The sequence below is a fragment of the Streptomyces curacoi genome (assembly GCF_001513975.1).
GTDB classification, from domain to species: domain Bacteria; phylum Actinomycetota; class Actinomycetes; order Streptomycetales; family Streptomycetaceae; genus Streptomyces; species Streptomyces curacoi.
Map to the genome: position 1 here is coordinate 30427 of NZ_KQ948000.1, position 20744 is coordinate 51170.

Annotated in this window: 18 protein-coding genes and 3 pseudogenes; 10 read left to right on the forward strand and 11 right to left on the reverse strand. The window is 66.6% G+C overall.

The annotated features are described in order from the left end of the window. Positions 1-23: 23 nt before the first annotated feature. Together AQI70_RS36180 and AQI70_RS36185 are read right to left on the reverse strand one after the other, a co-directional pair. Positions 24-449, reverse strand: coding sequence for an ester cyclase (locus AQI70_RS36180; protein ID WP_062156692.1), 426 nt, complete (start codon positions 447-449; stop codon positions 24-26). Continuing rightward, the gene (locus AQI70_RS36185; protein WP_062156693.1) at positions 436-2031 is read right to left on the reverse strand and encodes a BCCT family transporter; all 1596 of its coding nucleotides are present in this window, start codon (positions 2029-2031) and stop codon (positions 436-438) included. Before AQI70_RS36185 ends, AQI70_RS36180 begins: the two co-directional genes overlap by 14 nt. Positions 2032-2276: 245 nt before the next feature. Here AQI70_RS36185 and AQI70_RS36190 point away from each other — a divergent pair, with 245 nt between their 5' ends. The 7 genes from AQI70_RS36190 (at position 2277) to AQI70_RS36220 (ending at position 8927) form a co-directional block, all read left to right on the forward strand. After that, positions 2277-2903 (forward strand): amino acid synthesis family protein, encoded by a 627-nt coding sequence (locus AQI70_RS36190; RefSeq protein ID WP_062156694.1) that lies wholly within the window; start codon positions 2277-2279, stop codon positions 2901-2903. Further along, entirely contained in the window at positions 2900-3451 is a 552-nt protein-coding gene (locus AQI70_RS36195; protein ID WP_062156695.1) for an amino acid synthesis family protein, read from the forward strand. The genes AQI70_RS36190 and AQI70_RS36195 overlap by 4 nt, the downstream gene beginning before the upstream one ends. Before the next feature lie 6 nt (positions 3452-3457). Continuing rightward, positions 3458-4189 (forward strand): alpha/beta fold hydrolase, encoded by a 732-nt coding sequence (locus tag AQI70_RS36200; RefSeq protein ID WP_062156696.1) that lies wholly within the window; start codon positions 3458-3460, stop codon positions 4187-4189. After that, positions 4182-5669: an aldehyde dehydrogenase gene (locus AQI70_RS36205; protein WP_062156697.1), complete on the forward strand. Its 1488-nt coding sequence runs from the start codon at positions 4182-4184 to the stop codon at positions 5667-5669. The genes AQI70_RS36200 and AQI70_RS36205 overlap by 8 nt, the downstream gene beginning before the upstream one ends. Before the next feature lies 1 nt (position 5670). Next, the gene (locus AQI70_RS36210; protein ID WP_062156698.1) at positions 5671-5901 is read left to right on the forward strand and encodes a tautomerase family protein; all 231 of its coding nucleotides are present in this window, start codon (positions 5671-5673) and stop codon (positions 5899-5901) included. Beyond that, the gene (locus AQI70_RS36215) at positions 5898-6941 is read left to right on the forward strand and encodes an LLM class flavin-dependent oxidoreductase (RefSeq protein WP_062156699.1); all 1044 of its coding nucleotides are present in this window, start codon (positions 5898-5900) and stop codon (positions 6939-6941) included. The genes AQI70_RS36210 and AQI70_RS36215 overlap by 4 nt, the downstream gene beginning before the upstream one ends. 1104 nt (positions 6942-8045) lie before the next feature. Then, entirely contained in the window at positions 8046-8927 is an 882-nt protein-coding gene (locus tag AQI70_RS36220) for an IS5 family transposase (RefSeq protein WP_062156700.1), read from the forward strand. Between the two features lie 67 nt (positions 8928-8994). Here the strand turns inward: AQI70_RS36220 and AQI70_RS39360 are convergent, their stop codons facing one another. The 6 genes and pseudogenes from AQI70_RS39360 to AQI70_RS36250 all read right to left on the reverse strand — a co-directional run bounded on the left by AQI70_RS39360 (position 8995) and on the right by AQI70_RS36250 (position 15969). Next, positions 8995-9381 carry a hypothetical protein gene (locus AQI70_RS39360; RefSeq protein ID WP_159042750.1) on the reverse strand — a complete coding sequence of 129 codons (387 nt, stop codon included), beginning with the start codon at positions 9379-9381 and terminating at the stop codon, positions 8995-8997. 36 nt (positions 9382-9417) lie between these two features. Further along, positions 9418-10235, reverse strand: a protein-coding gene (locus AQI70_RS38175) for an IS5 family transposase (RefSeq protein ID WP_425264655.1) whose coding sequence is annotated in 2 segments (ribosomal slippage) — positions 9418-9903 and positions 9906-10235 — 816 coding nt in all. Because the reading frame shifts where the segments join, the coding sequence is not laid out codon by codon here. A gap of 640 nt (positions 10236-10875) precedes the next feature. Further along, a pseudogene (locus tag AQI70_RS39885) lies at positions 10876-10998 on the reverse strand (IS5/IS1182 family transposase); the annotation flags it as partial. Between the two features lie 413 nt (positions 10999-11411). Beyond that, positions 11412-11699 carry a hypothetical protein gene (locus AQI70_RS39370; protein ID WP_159042753.1) on the reverse strand — a complete coding sequence of 96 codons (288 nt, stop codon included), beginning with the start codon at positions 11697-11699 and terminating at the stop codon, positions 11412-11414. A 195-nt stretch (positions 11700-11894) separates the two neighbouring features. Next, positions 11895-14066, reverse strand: coding sequence for a phosphocholine-specific phospholipase C (locus tag AQI70_RS36245; RefSeq protein ID WP_341845974.1), 2172 nt, complete (start codon positions 14064-14066; stop codon positions 11895-11897). A 997-nt stretch (positions 14067-15063) separates the two neighbouring features. Continuing rightward, positions 15064-15969, reverse strand: coding sequence for a tetratricopeptide repeat protein (locus AQI70_RS36250; RefSeq protein ID WP_079051629.1), 906 nt, complete (start codon positions 15967-15969; stop codon positions 15064-15066). A 191-nt stretch (positions 15970-16160) separates the two neighbouring features. Here AQI70_RS36250 and AQI70_RS36255 point away from each other — a divergent pair, with 191 nt between their 5' ends. Beyond that, a complete protein-coding gene (locus AQI70_RS36255; RefSeq protein ID WP_244181981.1) occupies positions 16161-16892 on the forward strand; it encodes a transposase in 732 nt (243 codons plus the stop codon). A gap of 65 nt (positions 16893-16957) precedes the next feature. Here the strand turns inward: AQI70_RS36255 and AQI70_RS36260 are convergent. Continuing rightward, positions 16958-17345, reverse strand: a pseudogene (locus AQI70_RS36260) (transposase); the annotation flags it as partial. Between AQI70_RS36260 and AQI70_RS36265 the strand changes: the two are divergent. Further along, positions 17339-17792: pseudogene (locus tag AQI70_RS36265) on the forward strand (transposase); the annotation flags it as partial. The pseudogenes AQI70_RS36260 and AQI70_RS36265 overlap by 7 nt on opposite strands. Before the next feature lie 284 nt (positions 17793-18076). Here the strand turns inward: AQI70_RS36265 and AQI70_RS40520 are convergent. Next, positions 18077-18652: a hypothetical protein gene (locus AQI70_RS40520; protein WP_159042754.1), complete on the reverse strand. Its 576-nt coding sequence runs from the start codon at positions 18650-18652 to the stop codon at positions 18077-18079. A gap of 30 nt (positions 18653-18682) precedes the next feature. Here AQI70_RS40520 and AQI70_RS39895 point away from each other — a divergent pair, with 30 nt between their 5' ends. Further along, positions 18683-19021, forward strand: a complete 339-nt coding sequence (locus AQI70_RS39895; protein ID WP_208607513.1) for a hypothetical protein — start codon at positions 18683-18685, stop codon at positions 19019-19021. Positions 19022-20348: 1327 nt separating this feature from the next. Here the strand turns inward: AQI70_RS39895 and AQI70_RS36275 are convergent. After that, the gene (locus AQI70_RS36275) at positions 20349-20663 is read right to left on the reverse strand and encodes a hypothetical protein (RefSeq protein WP_159042755.1); all 315 of its coding nucleotides are present in this window, start codon (positions 20661-20663) and stop codon (positions 20349-20351) included. Positions 20664-20744: the final 81 nt, after the last annotated feature.

Genomic DNA, 20744 nt, shown 5'->3' on the forward strand with positions numbered 1-20744 from the left:
GATGCTCCTAGTCATCTTGATCATCAGTCCTGTCCCACCCGGATGACGCCCAACGCCGAGAGCAACGCCCGGGGGTCCCACGTCACGTGTTCCTCAACGATCCGGTCCCCCTCGAACCGGGCGAACGTGGCGCCGCTGACCTCGACACGCCGCTCGGTGGGAGGGACGCCGAGGAACGAGTTCACATGGGTTCCGGCGCTGTGCCAGCGGATCGCTGCCCTGTCGCCCTCGACCAGGATGTCGTCGATGGTCGTGACCAGGTCCGGGAAGGCCGCTCGGGTCGTGACGATCGCGGCCTTGAAAGCGTTCAGGTCCTGCGGGTGCGGGTCTTGGCCGTGGCGGAGGTAGGCCGGGCTCAGCAGTGTGTCGAGGGCGTCGACGTCACCCTGGCCCCAGGCCGCGGCCCACGCCTTCTCGATGAGCCCACGGCGGGTATCAGTGTGCGGCATCGGTCTTCTCCTTTCGGTCCGCCCGCAGTTCCTTCCAGAAGGACACGGCCAGACCGGCGATGATCACGAGGAACGGCAAGGACGTCACGATGACGGTGTTCTGCAGGGCGTTCAGTCCGCCGGCGAGCATGAGGACGACCGCTGTGACACCGGTGAGGACGCCCCAGAGGATGAGCACCGAACGGCGCGGGGTGAGCGATCCGTCCGAGGTCATCATGGACAGCACGTAGGTGTTGGCGTCCGCGCCGGAGACGAAGAACATCACGACCAGGATGATCGCGATCGCCGAGGTGAGCCCGGCGAGTGGGAAGTGGTCGAGGGTCGCGAAGAAGGCGCTGTTGATGTCGGCCGCGGTCTGCTTGGCGATGTCGCCGCCCTCGAACATGTCGATGTGGATCGCGGTGCCGCCGAAGACCGTGAACCAGGTGAAGAACACCACGCTGGGGACGACCAGGACGCCCATGATGAAGCCGCGGATGGTGCGCCCACGCGAGATACGGGCCAGGAAGACGCCGACGAAGGCACCCCAGGAGACCCACCAGGCCATCATGAAGTAGGTCCACCACTGCATCCACTCGAGCCCGCCGAACGCGGTGCCCTGCAGGCTCATCCGGAAGAAGTCGGTGGCCCATTGGCCCACGGACTCGATGTACAGGTTCGCGAGGAACACGGTCGGGCCGACGACCAGCATGAAGACGAACAGCGCGATCGCCAGCAGCGTGCTGCCCTGGCTCAGCAGCTTGATGCCCTTGCTGACACCGGTCACCGCCGACAGCGTGAAGACCGAGGTGACGGCGGCGATGATGAGCACCTGGCTCACCGAGTTGACCGGCATCCCGAACAACCTGCCGAGACCGTTGTTGACCTGGAGAGCTCCCAGGCCGAGGGAGGTCGTGGTGCCGAAGAGCGTCGCGAACACGGCCAGCACGTCGATCGCCTTGCCGATCGGCCCGTTCACCCGGTCGCCGAGCAGCGGCTCGAACATCTGGCTCACCAGAGTGCGCCGACCCTTGCGATGGGTCGAGTACGCGATGGCCAGGCCGAAGACGGCGAAGATCGCCCAGGCCTGCAGACCCCAGTCGAAGTAGGAGTACTGGAGCGCGCGAACCGCTGCCGCCGGTGTGTTCGGCTCGGCGAGGCCGTGCGGCGGAGTCGCCAGGTGAGAGATGGGCTCGGCGACGCCGTACGAGACCAGCCCGATGCCCATGACCGCGCTGAGGATCATGGCGAACCAGCTGAGCGTGGAGAACTCGGGACGATCGCTGTCCTTGCCGAGTCTGATGTCGCCGGCGGGGCTGAAGGCGAGGAACACCAGGAAGACCAGGATGCCGAGCGTGACCACCAGGTAGCTCCAGCCGAAAGTGGCCGTCACCCAGTTCAGGGAGGTGTTCGTGACCTTGTTCAGGTTGTCCGTGAAGAGCACCGCCCAGGCCACGAAGAGGGCGGAGATGCCGAGCGAGGTCCAGAAGACGGAACCGAGTCTGCCGCCGCCGTCATGGCCTTCGACCGTGCCCTTGATGGTGTTTTCTTCACCGCTGCCCGACGGCGTCGCTTCCGTACCGGTTCGAAGGTGACTGGACATGTAACTCCTTAGAGTCCGCAGGGCCTGATGCCACCCGCCCTGGCATGCAAGCAGCAGTAAGGCATGGCACGGATGGGGCGTCAAGGGTTCGGTGGCGACGAATCACGTCCAGACCCTGGATGCCGTAAATATCTACAGGTCAAAGGCTTACGACTGGCCTCACAGGGGGCCGAGAGGGAGCGCGGAGAAGCCCTTCTGTCCAACCCCTTGACCGTCACAAGCGGCGATGCCTATCGTCCTGTGCCATGCAAGAGCGAATGGATCACCCTGACGAGAGCATCGGTCTCCGGAAGCTCGTGCTCTACCGCGATGTCGTCTTCACCGAGGCGGGCCAGGCACCGGCTCTGCCCGCGCGGCGAGCCAGCGTCGCCGCGGTCATACGCAACCCCTGGGTGGGTACCGGCCCTTCGGCTGATCTGTCGCCGGAGCAGGGCCATATCGCCCCGGTGCTCGCGAAGTTGCTGACCGACCGGCTCATCGCCGCCCTGGGCGGCGTGGACGAGATCGAATCGTTCGGCAAGGCCGCGATCGTCGGTACGGCGGGCGAGATCGAGCACGCCGGAGCCCTCATCCATACCCCGTACTTCGGCAATCTGGTGCGGGAGTTCCTCCACGGCGAGTCGGTCATCTGCTTCGCCGACACCCGTGCCGAGGCCGGCGAGACGCTGATCGTCCCGCTCTGGCACAAGACCCGAGCCTCGACGCGCAGCCACTACCAGACCATCAGCGCCCGCGTCTCCGACGCCCCGCGTGCGGACGAGATCGTCGTCATCGCGGCCGCGTCGACGGGGCCGCGCCCCCACCCTCGCATCGGGGACCGCATGACCGACCCCGTCGTCACCACCGAAAGCCTGGAGGTAGTTCCCTCATGAACGTCCGCAAGATCGTGACCGTCGTCGAGGAGATCCGCACCGAAGGCGGCCGCAGGGTCGATCGCCCCGCCCGCGTCGCCGTCGTCGCGGCGGTGATCGAGAACCCCTGGTCCGGTCAGGGCTTCGTGGAGGACCTCAATCCCGGCATCGAAGCGAACGCCTCCGATCTCGGCGCGCTACTGGCCCCGGCGGTGCTCGACGCCCTCCAGGCACCCGCCGAGGCGTACGGCAAGGCGGCCATCGTCGGCCTGGACGGGGAGATCGAGCACGGCTCGGCACTGATCCACACGCTCAAGTTCGGCGACCACTTTCGCAAGGCCGCGGACGCCACCACCCTGCTGCCCGCGGTCGAGAAACGCGGGCCCGCCGGCATCGTCTTCGACATCCCGCTGAAGCACATCACCGACGCCACGATCCGTTCGCACCACCAGACCGTCGAGGTCCGCATCAGCGACGCCCCCCACCCGAACGAGATTGTCATCGCCCTCGCCGCAGCCTCCCAGGGGCGCCCCCAGCAGCGCCTGGCACCGCTCTCGACCGAGCAGTAGGTGCCCATGAGCAAACCCACCGTGGTGCTGCTGCACGGCGTCGGGCTCGACCACACCATGTGGGAGCCCACCGCCGCGCTGCTGGCCGACCGATTCACCGTGCTTACCCCCGACCTGCCGGGCCACGGCTCCCGCCCGCCGGTGCACGACGGGGTGACCCTCGCGGACCTGGCCGACGGGGTGGTCGAGGAGATTCCGACGGACTCGCACCTGGTCGGGTTCTCGCTCGGGGCCCTTGTCGCCCAGCACCTGGCGCTGCACCACCCGGAGCTGGTGGCCACGCTCACCTCGGTCAGCTCGGTGTGCGCGCGTACGGCCGAGGAGCGGGCGTCCGTGCTCGACCGGCTGCGCACCGCGGAGGCCGACTTCACGGCGAGTGCGGCCGCGTCCTTGGAGCGGTGGTACGCCGGCACCGACGTCGACCCCGACCGGGTGGCCCGCACCGAGGCCACACTGCTCTCCAACGACGTCGGCTCCTTCCTCAACTGCTACCGCGTGTTCGCCACAGCTGACGCCGAACTCGCGCCGTACCTGGCCGACATCGCCGTACGCGCACTGGCGGTGACGGGCGAGAACGATCCCGGGTCCACCCCCGAGATGACCCACCGGCTCGCCGCGGCGCTTCCCGGCTGCCGTGCGGTGGTCGTCCCCCAGGCGCGTCACATGCTGCCCGTCGAGCGCCCCGAGGCGTTCGTCGAATCCCTCACGACCTTCATCGGAGAGTGCGCACATGTCTGAACTCACCACGTTGCAGCACTTCATCGACGGGAGGTGGGTCGAGCCCGCCTCGGGCGAGTACTTCGAGAGCACCAACCCGGCCACGCGCGAGTTCCTCTACCGGGCGGCACGCGGGAACGCCGTCGACATCGAGCGAGCCGTGGCCGCCGCGCGGGAAGCCTTCGAGGACCCGCGCTGGCGCGACCTCAGCCAGACACGGCGCGGACATCTGCTGCGCCGCCTCGGGGACCTGATCGCGGAGAACGCCGAAGACCTGGCTCGCATGGAGACGAAGGACAACGGCAAGTTGCTGCGCGAGATGCGCGGGCAGCTGGCGACCTTGCCGGAGTATTACTACTACTACGCGGGACTGGCCGACAAGATCCACGGCGACTTCATCCCCACCTCCGACCGACAGGTACTCAACTACACGGCCAGGGAGCCCCTCGGTGTGGTCGGCGCGATCACCCCCTGGAACTCTCCGCTGACGTTGACCAGCAGCAAGTTGGCGCCCGCGCTCTGCGCCGGCAACACGGTCGTGATCAAGCCCTCGGAGTACACCTCGGCGACGGTGCTCAAGCTCGCGGAGCTGGCGCTCGATGCGGGATTCCCACCGGGTGCGGTGAACGTCGTCACCGGGTTCGGCGCCGAGGCCGGGCAGGCCCTGGTCGACCACCGCGACCTCGCGAAGATCTCCTTCACCGGCAGCACCGCCACCGGGGCACGTATCGCCGCCACGACCGCGAGCCGGTTCATCGGCTCCACCCTCGAACTCGGCGGCAAGTCGCCCAACATCGTGTTCGAGGACGCGAACCTCCCGAACGCCGCGATGGGCATCGTCGCCGGTATCTTCGCCGCCGCCGGACAGACCTGCATCGCCGGCAGCCGCGTGTTCGCGCACAGATCCGTCTACGAGGAACTCCTCGCTCGCGTCTGCGAACGAGCCCGGACCATCGTCATCGGCGACCCCCTGGACGAGAAGACCGAACTCGGCCCGCTGGCCTTCGAAGGCCAGCGCGACAAGGTGGCCGGGTACGTCGACCTGGGACGCGGCGAAGGCGCCCGGGTGCTGACCGGTGGACGGGCCACCGACGGCGGTCTCGGCGGCTGGTTCTACGAGCCGACCGTCCTCGTGGACGTCGACAACAGCATGCGCGTCGTCCGTGAGGAGATCTTCGGCCCCGTCCTGGCGGTCATGCCGTTCGACACCGAGGACGAGGTCGTACGCCTCGCGAACGACACCGACTACGGACTCGCAGCCGGGGTCTGGACGACCAACCTCGCACGGGCGCACCGGATGGCGGCGCGCCTGGACGCCGGCACCGTCTGGGTCAACACCTACCGGGCCATGTCCCCGATGTCACCGCGCCAGGGCTTCAAGACCAGCGGCGTGGGCGTCGAACACGGCACCGAGACCATCAAGGAGTACACCCGGCTGAAGAGCGTCTGGATCAACACGAGCGAGGAGCCCGTGGCCGACCCGTTCACGATGCGGAGCTGACATGCCACAGGTCTCCATCACCCTCGCCGAGGGCCGTACCCCGGCACAGATCCGGGACTTGATCCACGAGGTGCACGCAGCGGTCCTGCGCACCACGAACACCCGCCCCGAGTACATCCGCGTCGTCGTCCACGAGGTCCCAAGGACGCACTGGGCCACGGGTGACGTCACCCTCACCGAGATGGACGCCGACGGCACCCTGATCACCACAGCAGACGAGGAGCAGTCATGAGGTTTTCGTTGTTCGTGCACATGGAGCGCTGGGACGAAGAGGTCAGCCACCGCCAACTCTTCGAGAACCTCTCAGAGCTGGCCCTGATGGCCGAGGCCGGCGGGTTCGGCACCGTGTGGATCGGCGAACACCACGCGATGGAGTACACGATCTCCCCCAGCCCGATGCCGCTGCTCGCCCACCTGGCCGCGAAGACCTCGACCATCCGGCTCGGCGCGGGAACCGTCATCGCCCCCTTCTGGCACCCGCTCCGGGTCGCCGGTGAATGCGCGCTCCTCGACGTCATCAGCAACGGCCGCATGGAGGTCGGACTCGCCCGAGGCGCCTACCAGTTCGAGTTCGACCGACTGGCAGGCGGACTGCCGGCCGCCGACGGCGGAAAGCACCTGCGCGAACTCGTGCCCGCTGTCCGGGCGCTCTGGCAGGGCGACTACGCCCATGACGGCGAGATCTGGCAGTTCCCGACATCGACCAGTGTGCCCAAGCCTGTGCAGCAGCCCACCCCGCCCATGTGGATCGCCGCTCGCGACCCCGCCTCCCACGACTTCGCCGTGGCCCAGGGCTGCAACGTCATGGTCACCCCGTTGATGAAGGGCGACGAGGAAGTCGCCGCCCTCAAGGAGAAGTTCGACACTGCGGTCGCGAACCACCCCGAGGTGCCGCGCCCCGACCTGATGGTGCTGCGGCACACGCATGTCCACTCCCCCGACGAGCCCGACGGCTGGCGCCCGGCCGCGGAGGCGATCAACCGCTTTTACCGGACCTTCGACGCCTGGTTCGGCAACAAGACCACCCCGCGGAACGGGTTCCTGCCGCCCAGCCCAGAGTCGAAGTTCGAGGACCGCCCGGAGTTCCGACCGGAGTCGCTGCACAGAACCGCGATGATCGGAACCCCGGCCGAGGTCATCGAGCGGCTGCGCGCCTATGAGGAACTCGGCGTCGACGAGTACAGCTTCTGGATTGACAACAGCATGTCGCACGAGGAGAAGCGCACGTCCCTGGAGCTGTTCATCAAGGAAGTCATACCCGCGTTCCAGTGAGCCGAGTCCGTCCGGCCAAGCCGTTGCCAAGCACGAACCGGATCTCGGTGAACGCGATGCCAGTGATCAGCACCGGGGCCGCCCGCACTTCTTGGCGTCCACCAAGACCTTCGACGCGACCGTGCTGCGCCGGTTCCGCCGGAAGAGCCTGACATCCGGAGCGTGCGACCACGCGCAGGCAAGCTTCGGACGGACCACACACGTCCCCCCTTCACACTTACCGGGCTACACCTCCCTCAGATGGACGCCGAGTCGGAACTCGGGGCCAAGGCCCGGGCCATTCCCGGACCAACTGCCCGCCACCCCTCTCAATCGAAGATATTTCCGCACCCATGAGGGCTGGGGCTGTGACAGAAACCTTCCGGCCTCCTGACATCACCCGAGGCAGTGTCAGTCACGACGACGCCCGCGAGGCCCCGCGGCACGTCGACAGGGACGGATGTGGCTCGGCTGATGGGCATAGTTCCCTCCTCCGACTCGATCCGAGTGCCCATGATTGATGACATGGATGTCAACATTGGTTGAATCAACTTGAACCACCTGCGATCCCGCACAACGAAGGGCCAGGTCAGGTCTCGACAGGCACCTGGCCGGCAGCGACGGGGCCGTTGGCTTGCTGCGCGAGGCCGCGTGCACAGTGGCCGACCCCGCTACCGGACGGTGCAGCGAAACTGCGGACTTCCGGTAAAGGCCCAACGAGTCGAGGCCAGTCCCAGCCCGATGTGCGGCGATATCACCGATTACTGAATTAGGGCCTGTCCGACGGGTCAGGACCTAGGGTCTGTCGGACGGGTCATACAGCGCCCTGGTAGCGGAGACCGCCACTCTTTCGGCTGAACCGACCAACAAGTCCCCACCTCGCCTCACGGGCACGGTCATGCTGGCATGAAGCCCTGCAAGTTTGAGGAGGGGGTGAACTTCGTGCTCCAACTTCTCGTCAACGTCGCGTCTCCATTGATTGACGTCCTCAAGATGCTCGTGGGCGGAGGGTGATGCGCGCATGGTTGCAGTCCTCGCGCTGGGCTGAGACTGCAACCACGCACGTCTAGGGCGTGTCTGATGGGTTGGTGGTGACCGCCCAGGTCGTAGGTCGTTCTCAGCCGTGTGGGGCGGGGTGACTTGAGTGAGGCGGAGTGGGCTCGGCTGGAACCACACCTGCCGAAGAACTCCGGACGGGGCGGGCGGTGGAAGTCTCACCGCAGAGTGATCAACGGGATTCTGTTCCGCCTGCGCACGGGAATTCCATGGCGGGATCTGCCGACCCGGTTCGGCAGATGGCAGACGGTGTACGACCGCCATCGCAGATGGTCGGCGGACGGAACCTGGGAAAGGATCTTCCGCGGCCTTCAGGCCGACGCGGATGCGGAGGGACGGATCGATTGGTCCATGGTCGGTGTGGACTCGACCGTCCTGCGGGCTCACCAGCACGCGGCCGGCGCCCGCAAGCGCGGCCCGAAGATCCCAGGCAAGCGGACCCGCCCCGCGTGGCACAGGCAGGACGAAGCCCTGGGGCGCTCCCGGGGCGGCTTTACGACGAAGATCCACCTGGCCAGTGAGGGCGGGCGGCGCCCGCTCGCCCTGCTCGTCACCCCGGGCCAGTGGGGTGACGGGCCGCAGATGATCCCGGTCCTCGGCCGCATCCGTGTCCCCCGCCCAGGCGGCGGACACCCGCGTGCCCGCCCCGAATGCCTAAGCGCAGACAAAGCGTATTCGTCACGCCGTAATCGCCGCTACCTGCGGCGACGGCAGATCCGGCACGTCATCCCCGAGCGCCGCGACCAGCGGGCCCACCGTCGCAGCCGCGGCTGCGTAGGCGGCAGACCTACCGGCTTCAACCGGGACCAGTACGTACGCAGGAACGAAGTCGAACGCACCGTCAACGCCCTCAAAAGCTCACGGGCCGTAGCCACCAGGTTCGACAAGCGCGCCTACGTCTTTCAAGGCACGGTCACGCTCGCCGCGATCCGGCTCTGGCTACGCCCGTAACCCGCCCGACGTCCTAACGTTCACGACCCCACACGGTCACGAGCGCGTTGTCAGCCGAAGAGGCTACTTATGACGGCTTTCCACCACCGAGGATTCCGCCGACACCTCCGACGGTACCGCCGAGGCTACCGACGGTATTGCCGACGCCCTTGACGGCGTTGACGCCACCGTCGGGAGGGACGCTACCGGCGGGATTGGTGAGGCCCTTGGGGTCGACACGGACCTTAGGGAGGCTACCGACACCATTGCCAGTGAGGGCCTTGGCGTCGACACCAACGGGAGGGAGGGTATTGACGATGCTGCCGACGCCCCTGACGGCGTCGATGCCGCCGACGGAGGCGAGCTTGGGGGAGGGTGGCACGGCGGCTTGAGCGGGAGTAGCCAGCACGATGCTTCCCAACGCAAGCAGGGCACTTGGCGCAACGATGGCGCTGAACGCACGAACACGGTTCATGACATGCCTCCCAAAAGTGTGCGCGTGTTAGAGGTCCTAACAAAGGCGTTGGACGTGGCGGTGAGTGATCAGGCATGTGGCGAGGCCTAGGAAGGCTTCGTGGATGTCGTCGCGTCGTTCCCAGCGGATCCGCAGACGGCGGAAGCCGTGGAGCCAGGCGATCGTACGCTCGACCACATATCGGAAGATGCCCAGGCCGCTGCCGTGTTCCTGTCCTCGTTGGGCGATCACAGGACGGACCCCGCGGGCCCAGAGCAGCCGGCGGTACTTGTCGTGGTCGTAGCCGCGGTCTGCGAGGAGCGCGTCGGGACGGTGTCTGGCTCGGCCGACGACGCCGCCCACGGCCGGAACCTTGTCCAGCAGGGGCAACAACTGCGTGACGTCGTTGCGGTTTCCGCCGGTCAGCGATACCGCGAGCGGGATCCCCTGGCCGTCGGTGAGGACGTGGTGTTTGCTGCCCGGACGTGCACGGTCGACCGGGCTGGGGCCTCTTTTGGGCCCCGTCGAGCGGCCCGCACGTGGGAGGAGTCGATCACCGCCCGCGACCAGTCCAGCTTCTTCGCGGCACGCAGCTTCTTCAGCAGCACCAGGTGCAGTTCGTCCCACACACCGGCCTCGTTCCACGCGGCCAGGCGCCGCCAGCAGGTCATGCCGGAGCCGAAGCCCAGTTCCTGGGGCAGGTACTCCCACTGGATGCCGGTGTGCAGCACGAACAGGATCCCGCACAGTGCCTGCCGGTCAGGTACCCGCGGCCGGCCCTCGACCAGCTTCGGCCCCGGCTCGGGCAGCAACGGCTCGATGAGCGACCACAGTTCATCCGACACGATCCACGGCCACGACTGACGGGTTCCCACGAACAGACCAACGACCACCCAAGCCGACAGTCACGTGATCAACGGCTTCTGTTAGGACCTCTAAGCGGTGGTACAGCCGCAAGCCACCAGGCCAAGGAGATGCGCAGGCTGGGTGGTGAGCATCTGCGCCGGAGTTTCTCGTCGTCGATGCAGTGTTCTGTCCACCGGCGTGTCGCCCCAACGAGGCGGGCAGGTCGCAGCAGAGATCCGGCACCAGCTGGGGTGGCGCCCCTCCACAGTCGCGTGCTGGCCGAAGTCGACGCCACCGGTTTGAGCCGAGGCGGGGATGTTTGACAGAACGTCGGAACATCACTGGCGGCATCGATCTGAGCGTCCAGGCGCGTCCGCCAGCTCGAACAGTTCCTCACGGCGGGCGTGCAGGCACGCTTTGATGGCCTGCCGCCTGACTGGCGAAGCCACCGTCCCTCGGTGCCACTCGACACAGCGTGATCAAGGGCTCATTCCGGTGTGGAACACCAGGAGAAGACGACCTCTCAGGCGGGGCGCTCGTTACGGTTGTCGGGACGGGATTGCAGGCGGGCGATATCGGCCTGCAACTGGCGTACCTGCTGGTGCAACGCTTGGATGGCCGCCAGCAGGACGCCGTTGGCATCGACCAGAGGGATGCTGCGGCCGTCGGATCCGAGGCCGAAGGCCGCCTGCCAGTCCCGCGCCGCTGTCGGTTGGCGACCTGGTCGGCCCGCTCCGGCGTGACGGTGCGGATGTCGCGCCTGCGTAAGCAGGCCCGGATGGCCCGCGACGAAGACATGGCCAAGGCTCGTTAACCCGATGTACTGCGGCGGGTATCTGCGGGCTGCAAGGGGCTGCAGTTCAGCACCAGCAACCCATTCATGTTGGGCCCGGTGCACTGGACCTGATGGGTGCACTCGGGATTGGTGACGCCAAGCGTGGTAATCACGGCGCAGTCTCGGCCGACCTGCCCGGAGAGACCGCTTGTATCCAGACCGATCGCACTTACGAGGGCTTGGGTGGATGCACTGAGGCTTTGTGGGTCTTCCATCGCTCTACAACAGAAAACCTCCCCTACCTTCGGGGCGCTGGTGCGGTCCGTGACAGCCTGGGCTTGTGCAGGTGTGGCTGCCGCAGTCAGGCTGGAAGCGGCCAGGACACCCGCCACAAGAGCGGTAGAACCGCGCTGTAGTGCTCGAGAGCTGATCATGCATCCGATTGTCGGCAGGGCGTCGCCGACGTGCCGTTCGAGACATCCGAATGGGGCATCAGCTGCACGCTTGGCCGCAGACCGTAGCCGTACGCGGTCTTGAAGGCCACGGCGTCCCGGAAGGCAGGCAGCCATTCCTTGCGGCCACGGCCCCGGATGCGTTCCACCTGCTCGTCGGCGTGGTCGAAGAACGCTTGATTCGGCGCGGGTGAAGGCACGTGTGGCGGCGTCGCCTCGTTGTCTTGGACCTGGACGGCGGTGTCCCACTCGTGCACTACCTGCACCGGTGGGAACCGTTCCTCGCAGGTGCCCGCCCACTCATCGAGGGGTCGGTGAAGAAGTAGCAGAAGGACCGGACAGCCTCGGAATTGTGTCGGGCCGCTGCAAAGCTGCGGCAATACCATGGCGATCCGCGGCCTCGACGTCCCGCATGCCCCTCTCGCAGCGGAGAGGAGGGCATGCGGGAGCGGTCGGAGAGCTCAGCGGGTGGTAGGCGTCGGTTGAGGTGCCCGTGTGGGTGAGACGGTGGTCGTTGTGTCGATGTCCTCATGCCGGCCGAAGGCGGGGTCGCTGGTGCTCGGCGCTCCGGTTTCGATGTGGCCGCACAGGCGGCGAATTTCCAGGGACTCGGTGTTGCTGCCCCAGCTCAGAGTGATGTCGTACCAGTTGTGGTTGTCCTGCGTGGCAACGACGTGGGTGATGTCCTGTCCGGGGTGCAGCAGCAGGCGGGTGGTGTGCCGGCTGTAGCCGTTCTTGACGGTGACAGCGGCGCGTCGGGGGCCGTGGTTGCTGAGCTGGACGACAAGCTGGCCGCCGTCCTCGGTGCTGTGCCGAGCCGTGACAGCGATCGCGGTGTCCTCGCGCTGAGCAGCGTTTCCACTGAAGGATCGCAGGAATCCGTTGGGGCCGCGGACCTGGAAGTTGTACTTGTCAGTGACTTTCCAGCTGTCGGACAGGTCCCTGCGCTCGCCGACTGTGTACACCCACGGACCATAAGGGCCGTCGTGAACGTGAGTGTGAGCGGTGACGTGAAACGAGGCGCCGACTTCTCCCTGGTTCGTGAGGTGGATGTGCAGGCGGTCCTCGTCCAGGTGACAGTCGGCGGCAAGGTCGTAGGGCAGCGGGCGGGCCCGTCGCAGTCCCGGCTCCTGGCGGGGCAGCCCGGGATCCGCGGGCGGCTGGGGGTCCACGCCCTCTTGCCGTTCGCAGCTGGTGGGCCGGTAGGCGGTGGTGCTGGGCAGAGCGGGCAGTTCGCCGGTGCGGTGTCCGAAGTCGAAGGCAGAGGTCAGGTCGCCGCAGACGGTGCGCCGCCAAGGGGTGATCTGCGGTTCATGAACGCCGAAGCGGCGCTCGATGAAGCGGATGAGGGAGGTGTGGTCGAACACCTCCGAGCACACCCAGCCTCCCCGGCTCCACGGCGAGATGACGAAGGTGGGTACCCGGGGCCCGAGCCCGTAGGGGCCGACCACGCCGTCCTGGCCGTGGTAGAACTCGTCCCTGGCCGTGACGGTCGACTTGCCCTGTGCCTCGTTCTCCGGTGGGAAGGGCGGGGGCACGTGGTCGAAGAAGCCGCCGTTCTCGTCGTACGTGACGATCAGAGCGGTTTTGCTCCACACCTTTGGGTCGCTGGTGAGCGCGTCCAGGACGCGGGCTACGTACCAGGCGCCGTAGTTGGCAGGGTAGATGGGGTGCTCGTTGAAGATCTCCGGTGCGGCGATCCACGACACCTTCGGCAGGCGGCCGCTGGTGACGTCGTGGCGCAGTTGGGCGAAGAGCTGGTCGAAGTCGGGTAGCCCGTGTGTGCCGATGGTCTTCTCGATCCGGGTTCCGGTGCGTGCCCTGCGGTACAACGGGCTGTCGGGGCCGGCGTTCTGGTACTGGGCGAAGTGGAGCAGGGAGTTGTCGCCGTAGTTGCCGATGCATGGGTTGTTCGTCCACCCCCAGTTGTGCTTCAGGGTGAGTCCTTTGCCGACGTCCTGGTAGATCTTCCAGGACACTCCGTGCCGCTGGAGCCGTTCGGGATAGGTGGTCCAGGTGTGGGCGGGTGTGCTGCCGGCCTTGTAGTTGAGGATGATCGGCCCGTCGCCGAGGCCGGCTGCATCCACGCAGCCGGTCCACATGTAGTAGCGGTTGGGGTCGGTCCAGCCGTTCAGAGAGCAGTGGTAGGCGTCGCAGATCGTGAACGCGTCGGCCAGCTCATGGTGGAACGGGATGTCCTGCCGTTCGAAGTGGGCCATGACGAACTGCTGCTTGAACCTGACCCACCCGTCGTAGCGGCCGTGGTTCCACGCCTCGTGCCCGGTGTCCCAGTCGTGGTCGGGGTCGCTGAAACATGTCAGTCCCAGCGGCTGCCCGTCGACAGGCTCGGGCCGGTACGGCGGCACCACGCGGCCCTCGAAGTCCTCCCCGAGCCGCTGCTTCCACACCGGCTCGCCATTGGGAAGGATCAGCGGATGCGGATCCCCGAAACCGCGGACACCGCGCAGCGTGCCCAGGTAGTGGTCGAAGGAGCGGTTCTCCTGCATGAGGATCACGATGTGCTCGACATCGCGGACCGTTCCGGTAGGCGAATGCGGCTCGATCTCAGCCGCACGGGCGATGCTCTTCGTCAGCAGCGACAAGGCCGCAGCCCCGCCCATTGCCTTCAACACATCGCGACGATCGATAGCAGCCAACGCCCTGCCTTTCCCCTCGTCGCGGGGCCCGTCAGATCTCCCGCGATCAGTGAAGAACACAGGTAGCAGTCGGCCGCCGCTCAGCAGACCGCGTCAGGCGGCTTACTCACCCACACGGCCCCACCCATTCACCGAAGAAACGATCAGCTTGCGGCATGCGAACGTCGCACTGCGACAGGCGACGTGGCCCCGACCACTGGCAGTACCCCCTCCCTGCACATCACCGGGGGCTCGTTCTCGGGGACCTGGACCGCACCTCCCGGCCGACGATGTTCACCTCGGAGAGCGACGGCAGCGCGCGGTGCACATGGTTCGGGCCCCCGATCACCCGCAAGCGCCGACGCGAGCCAAGCAGTGCCGCGGTCCTGGTCCCCCTGCCCCTGTTGACCCGGGAGTATCGCCCGGGCGGTTGAGATCAGCAGCACCAGGTCGCGACGATCGGTGCCGGCCAAGGTAATGCCTTTCTGATCAGGGCGGCACGGAACCAACCATGCCGAACTTGGCCGTTGACACAGACAGGTAGCAGGCGGCAGACCCCGGCAACCTGCGCGACGCGGCATACGCACCCATACTGCCTGTCCCGTTCACCGGAGAGACGATCAGGCGGGCAGGGCCCAACTTATGGCTCGCAGCCGGCCTGATGGCCGTGGTTTCAGAAAGGCGGTGTTCCTCATACGGCAAAGAGCCGGTTCTCAGAGGTCGTTTCGTCCTGTTGTTTCATCCCTGGATGCGGCTTTGATGTGCTGGTGTCTAAGACTTGTCCCGTAACTGATCTTCGACTGCAGCAGGTGGGTCCCCCTGCACTGGGAGCTACGAGCCATGCGGCCGAGAGTGGGTTGTGCAGCCGGGCGGCGCCAAGCGTTAAGGCGTGGACGCCGTCGCCCTTGCCGTGGCAGTCGCGCCGGAACTTAGGCTCCGGTCGCGCTGCTGGGCACTTGCTGGCTGGAGCTGCTGCTCGTGGAGGAGCGGAGCCTCAGCTGTTCTGGATGCGCCGGGCCGCAGCCACGAGTTCGGCAGGCAGCGCGGGGCCAGCACACGCGTGATCAATCAGCAGATCCCGGTACGAGTCGTTCGGCAGGTTCGGCGCCAGTTCGATGAGTTCGCTCAGATCGGCAGGCGAGCCGGTCAGTCGTGCCCGGTAGGCAGCCCCGGCCGCGCGAAGTGAGAGCTCAGCTGGCTCGTACCTCATCCCCTGATCGATCAGCCGGACCGCAGAGGTGAAGTCGCCCTGCTCAGCACGCACATCGGCTAGGTCGAGATAGAGCGACCAGTTGGCCGGGTCCAGGGCAAGAGCACGCTCGAACGCCGCCACGGTCTGCTGAAGATCACCCAGCTTGCGCCACGTGCCCGCTCGCACAACTTCCGTCAGCATGATCCGCTCAACGGAGTCCGCCTGGTCGCAGAGGGCAAAGGACGCATCGGTGAGACCGCATGTCCGCAGCAAGATCGCCATCTTGGCCAACGCCTCCGGCAATGGCTGGCGGGCAGCGACCACGTCGATGGCTCGGAACCAGGGCCGGAATCGTTCCCGCATGCTTTCGGTGTCCAGACCATGGCCATAGTCCATCGTCCGCATTGCGGCCTCGGCCAACGCGTCAGCACTCACCACACCGAGAAATCGTGCATCGCTGAACCAGGGGGCTTTGGCCCATGTGATGTCCGGTCGCACACCCGTGACCGATCCGATCGCCAGCGCCGCACCGTTCATGTCCCCCTCAAGGAAGCTGATGTACGACTGCGCCAGTACCGTCCTCAAGGAGTCGGCACCCCGAACGACCTCGGCCAACTCCGACGGCTTGTCCCTCCACAACTCGGCAAGAACCGCATAGGGCTCGGGGTTCTCAGGTGCGGAGGCGATGGCACCCGCCAGATAATGCACGGCTGCTGATGGGCTGCCCCCGCAGTGCGCCATCACCCGCGCGAGACCTACTCCAGCTGCTACCGCCCGATTCGACATCGTCCGAGGGTATCCCTGGTCCGGCCGTCTGTCGGCCGCCCCCCATGGCTCGCTGGACACGATGCCATGATCTTGTTGTGGCAGGAGTGATTGCGGCATCGGAACCGTCCTGAATAGCCCCGTTCACCGGGCTGAGCCCGCGGCAGTTCCGCAAGCTGATCACCGCGCTGCGGCGTAAGGGCGCGGACCCGGTCCGCAAGGGCCGGCCCTGGGGGCTGCCGTTCGAGGACCGGGTTCTGTTGGTCGCCGCGTACTGGCGCACGAACCTGACACTGCGGCAGCTCGCCCCGCTGTTCGGGATCTCAAAGTCCGCGGCCGACCGCATCATCGGGCATCTCGGTCCCCTGCTCGCGCTCCGGCCGCGCAAGCGGTTCCGCAAGGAAGCCGTGCTCATTGTGGACGGCACCCTGGTGCCCACCCGCGACCACACGGTCGCCGAGCAGTCCAAGAATTACCGGTACGCCACCAACCACCAGGTCGTCATCGATGCCGACAGCCGTCTGGTCGTCGTGGTCGGCCGACCGCTGCCCGGTAACCGCGCCGACTGCAAGGCGTGGGAGGAATCCGGGGTTAAGGCCGCCGTCGGCCGCACCATGACGATCGCGGACGGCGGCTACCCGGGCACCGGCCTCGTGATGCCCCACCGGCGCCGAAAGGGCGAGGAACTCCCGGACTGGAAGCAGGCACACAACAAGTGCCACAAGCGGGTCCGTGCGAGAATCGAGCACGCCTTCGCCCGCATGAAGACCTGGAAGATCTTGCGCGACTGCCGTCTCAAGGGTGAAGGCGTACACCACGCCATGAGCGGCATCGCCCACCTGCACAACCTCGCCCTCGCCGGATAGACGAGGGTGGCGCACGGCGACCGACCTGGCCCATGCCTATTCAAAGACCAGTTACGGGACAAGACTTAGTCCCGCCAGGAGATGGTGTTCTCTCCGGTGAGACGGCGGGCCATCAGGTCGGTCATAGCGAGGTGGATCATGGGTTCGGAACGGTGTGGGTGGGTTTCATAGTCGCGGGCCAGGCGGCGGTGCAGCATCAGCCAGCCGTAGGTCCGCTCCACCGCCCACCTTTTCGGGAGTGGGGTGAATCCCCTGGTCCCGGGAATGCGTTGGACGATTTCGAGGTCGATGCCGAGGGTCGATGCGTGCTCGACGAAGTGCTTGCGGTAGCCGCCATCGACCCAGACCTTGCGCAGGCAGGGGTGGTCGGCGGCAGCCTGTTCCAGGAGGGTTGCGGCCAGCCGTGGAGTCCTGGACGCCGGCCGCGGTGACCAGCACCGCCAGCAGTAGGCCGCAAGCGGAGCATCGTCACCGACACCCTCGGGCTGCTGCTCGCCGTGCTGGTCACGGCCGCGAGCGTGCAGGACTCCGTCGCCGGCACCCACCTGGTCGACCAGGTGGCCGCCGCCCACCCTCGATCCGCAAGGTCTGGGTGGACGGCGGCTACCGCCAGCATCTCGTCGAGCACGCCGCCGCCTCGGCATCGACATGGAAATCATCCAACGCACCCCCGGGACCAGGGGATTCACGCCGCTGCCCAAGCGCTGGACCGTGGAACGAACCTACGGGTGGCTGATGTTTCACCGCCGCCTTGCCCGCGACTACGAGACCCTGCCTGCCCGCTCCGAGGCCATGATCCAGCTGGCCATGACCGATCTGATGGCCCGCCGCCTCACCGACGAAGCCACCCTCTCCTGGCGTCACCCGACATCTCGTGATCAAAAGCCAATTCCGGGATGAAACAACGGGAGAAAACGACCTCTAAGGGCTCGCAGAGAATCAACATGTTGCTTCTCTGCGAGCCCTTAGCGCTACGTTTGCTGTTTTTACTGGTGCGCAGCTTCCCCCTGAAGACAGGGTCGCAGGATGCGCACCTCACACCACAGATCGCACCGGCCCACCCGACCGGACCGTCGCCGCCCGTAGGCGATCCACACAGCGGCTCTGACCAGCCCTTTCACTCTGCTCATAGCCGCAATGTATCCTGGCGGGTTTCCCGCCTGTACATGCGGTTTCCAAGTTCCTCACCACATGATCAGAGCGGCGCCGTCACACCCCTTCGATCCGTTGCCGCCCGGCGTGCCGGTTTCACCAGGGTTGCCGTCCTTTCCCTTCAGAGCCGAGGCGTTGTCCGCGTTGCCGCCTTTGCCTCCGCGGCCGCCAGTGCCGCCAGTGCCGCCCGCGCCGCCGTCACCGCCGCAACCAGCGCTCAAGCCTGCGCGCTCAATGGCGACACCGCCGCGGCCTCCCTGGCCGCCACTGCCTCCCTGGCCAGGGGCTCCGCCCTGCCTGTAGACACCGGCCCCGCCCGCGTCGGATCCGCTGCCATCGCCGCCGTTCGTTCCGGGATTGCCTGGCACCGATTCCTCGAGAGAGCCGGTGCACACGCTTGACTCGTCGCTACCGCCGCCCATCCCCCCCGCGCCGACCTGAGACCGACTGCTGCCACCCGAGCCGGGCTCCCCGCCGGAGGTTTCGCCGTTGTAGCCACCCTCACCGGCGATGCCACCCCAGCCGGACTGGCCGGAGAGGCCAGCTTTCCCATACCCGGCAGCGGCGAGCTGGTCGCCGTTCGAGCTCTGCACTTCGGTAACGTACACGTCACCTCCCTGCCCGCCGTAGTCACCACCGTGGCCCTGGCCACCGTCTCCTCCGCCACCCCAGATGGTGCCGCCGCCCTTGCCGTGGGCGCCCCCACCGCCGCCCCTTCCGCCCTGGCCCGCAGCGCCACCACCGCGGACGTACACGTCGAGCGTCTTCACACCGCTGACGTCGAGCGTGCAGCTGATGAACGCGCCACTCGCGCCACCGCCGCCACCCCCACCGCCACTGCCCCCGGCGCCGCCACCGCCGCCTCCGCCGTGCGCGAGCCTTCCGGAATCGCCCCCGCCGCCAGCACCGCCGCCACCGCCGCCACCAGCTCCGCCGGAGCCGCCCCCGCCAGGTCCCCACAACAGGACCTTCAATGACGTAACGCCCTCCGGTACCTCAAACGCGTACTTGCCGTGTGTTGTGTACTGCCTCGACCCCTTGATCTGGCTGTTTGCGTGTGCGGGAGCTTGCAGGCTGCTGACCAACAAGCCGACCACAGCCAGTCCGGCCACGCCCGCGAGCGGCACCATCCGATGATTACTGGGCACACAATCCTCCAGGAACGGACTCAGGTGATGGTCACCCGCGAGGCGCGAAATCAAGCCCGGTGATGCACTCGCCGCGCGAGTCATCGCGATCCTGGCCCGAGCTCGACATCAACATGCAGCGAGGAAACTGGCTTCCGCCGATCGGGTGAAGACGCCGACCGCAGGCCGCCACTTCCGCTGGGGCGAGGTATTCGTAGAGCTACTCCGGTGCGGCGAGGCGTGGAACGAGGGGGTCATGCGGCCGCGTCACGCGGGCCACTTCGACAACCTGGGCGACGTGCAGCGTCGCTGCGAGCAAGAGTTGGTGCTGACCCAGCGCCCCAACGCTCAGTTCCGTTGGGAACCGTTCAACGAGCCAACGGCAGCTGGCAGATGGCGGTTACACGCCCCAGCTCGGGACACCGACGAAATGGAGTTCGTCAAATGACGGAATGGGTGGTCGGGCCGAGCCAGTGAAGTGACTCTTATTAGAGGTCGTTTTCTCCCTGTGTTTTATCCCGGAGGAGACGACTGGCTTCGTTCACTTTCTGGGTTCCCACCGACAAAACCATACGGCACTGCATCTGGGCGGTTAGCTCGCGATCCAGCCGTCGGCAGCCACACGAACAGGTGATTGACCCCTCGTGCGTCACAGCCGCTCCTATCTGGGTGATAGGTGTGGCGGTGTTGCTCACCGCTATTGTTTGGAAAGGAAGGTACGTGCTCATGCTGCTCCCCGTTCTCCGCTGGCCCTGGTAGCAGATCCAAGGAACGATGACATGAAGGGGCGCCCTGGACTACATCGTCCAAGGCGCCCTTCCAATACCGGACCAGCCGGTGTTATGACGCGTGGCCTGGACGACCAGATAGCCTCGGCTCCCCGCCGTACCAGACCGCAAGTCATGAATAGATCTGAGCGGTTCTCTGATCAGGGCTGGAGACCGTAAGCATTGCTCCCTGCAGGGACTTGCTGGCGTCCAGGATCACCGCACCTCGGGTGCTATCGCACCGGAAGCGGTCAGTGTGTTCCGAGCCGCTGTCCAACACCGAGAGCAGCGCTCCCTGACCCACACATTCGGCGTTCACCAGGGGCGCTGTCGCAGCCGAAGCACCGGAGGCGCTGGGTGCGACAGCAGCCGCGGAGACGAGCGTACCCAGGATCAGGGCGACGGTGCGGCTACCCGTGGTTGATGAACACATCACGGTTTACATTCCGGGGGCTGAGGCCAACCAGAGGAATTCCCTGGCGCACGTTCTCCGCATTGAGAAGGTGCGCCCCCACACCCTCGTTGATGAACTTGCGTTCCTGCACCGAGTCGGGGCTCAGCTGATTCGATGACTGGCCCTGCTGCAAGTTCTTCAAACTGACGAGCGGGGCCGGAGTTCGTCCGTCGGCGAGTGCTGCCGTGGCGCCCATCCCCAACACACTCACCACAGCACACGCCACCACGCCCACGCAGATGGGAACGCGGCGCAAGTTCTGGATCATCATCATCCAATCGTCCGATCGAAGCTGGCCATTAACCGCAACGCCAGAACCTGACCGGCGTCACCGCTGCCCTGCGATAAGAGG

Excerpts from the sequence above, each read along its gene's own strand:
- AQI70_RS36185 (WP_062156693.1), bottom strand. The coding sequence starts at position 2,031 with ATGTCCAGTCACCTTCGAACCGGTACGGAAGCGACGCCGTCGGGCAGC.
- AQI70_RS36190 (WP_062156694.1), top strand. The coding sequence starts at position 2,277 with ATGCAAGAGCGAATGGATCACCCTGACGAGAGCATCGGTCTCCGGAAG.
- AQI70_RS36215 (WP_062156699.1), top strand. The coding sequence starts at position 5,898 with ATGAGGTTTTCGTTGTTCGTGCACATGGAGCGCTGGGACGAAGAGGTC.
- AQI70_RS36180 (WP_062156692.1), bottom strand. The coding sequence starts at position 449 with ATGCCGCACACTGATACCCGCCGTGGGCTCATCGAGAAGGCGTGGGCC.
- AQI70_RS36200 (WP_062156696.1), top strand. The coding sequence starts at position 3,458 with ATGAGCAAACCCACCGTGGTGCTGCTGCACGGCGTCGGGCTCGACCAC.
- AQI70_RS36210 (WP_062156698.1), top strand. The coding sequence starts at position 5,671 with ATGCCACAGGTCTCCATCACCCTCGCCGAGGGCCGTACCCCGGCACAG.
- AQI70_RS36195 (WP_062156695.1), top strand. The coding sequence starts at position 2,900 with ATGAACGTCCGCAAGATCGTGACCGTCGTCGAGGAGATCCGCACCGAA.
- AQI70_RS36275 (WP_159042755.1), bottom strand. The coding sequence starts at position 20,663 with ATGATGATCCAGAACTTGCGCCGCGTTCCCATCTGCGTGGGCGTGGTG.
- AQI70_RS39360 (WP_159042750.1), bottom strand. The coding sequence starts at position 9,381 with ATGAACCGTGTTCGTGCGTTCAGCGCCATCGTTGCGCCAAGTGCCCTG.
- AQI70_RS36205 (WP_062156697.1), top strand. The coding sequence starts at position 4,182 with ATGTCTGAACTCACCACGTTGCAGCACTTCATCGACGGGAGGTGGGTC.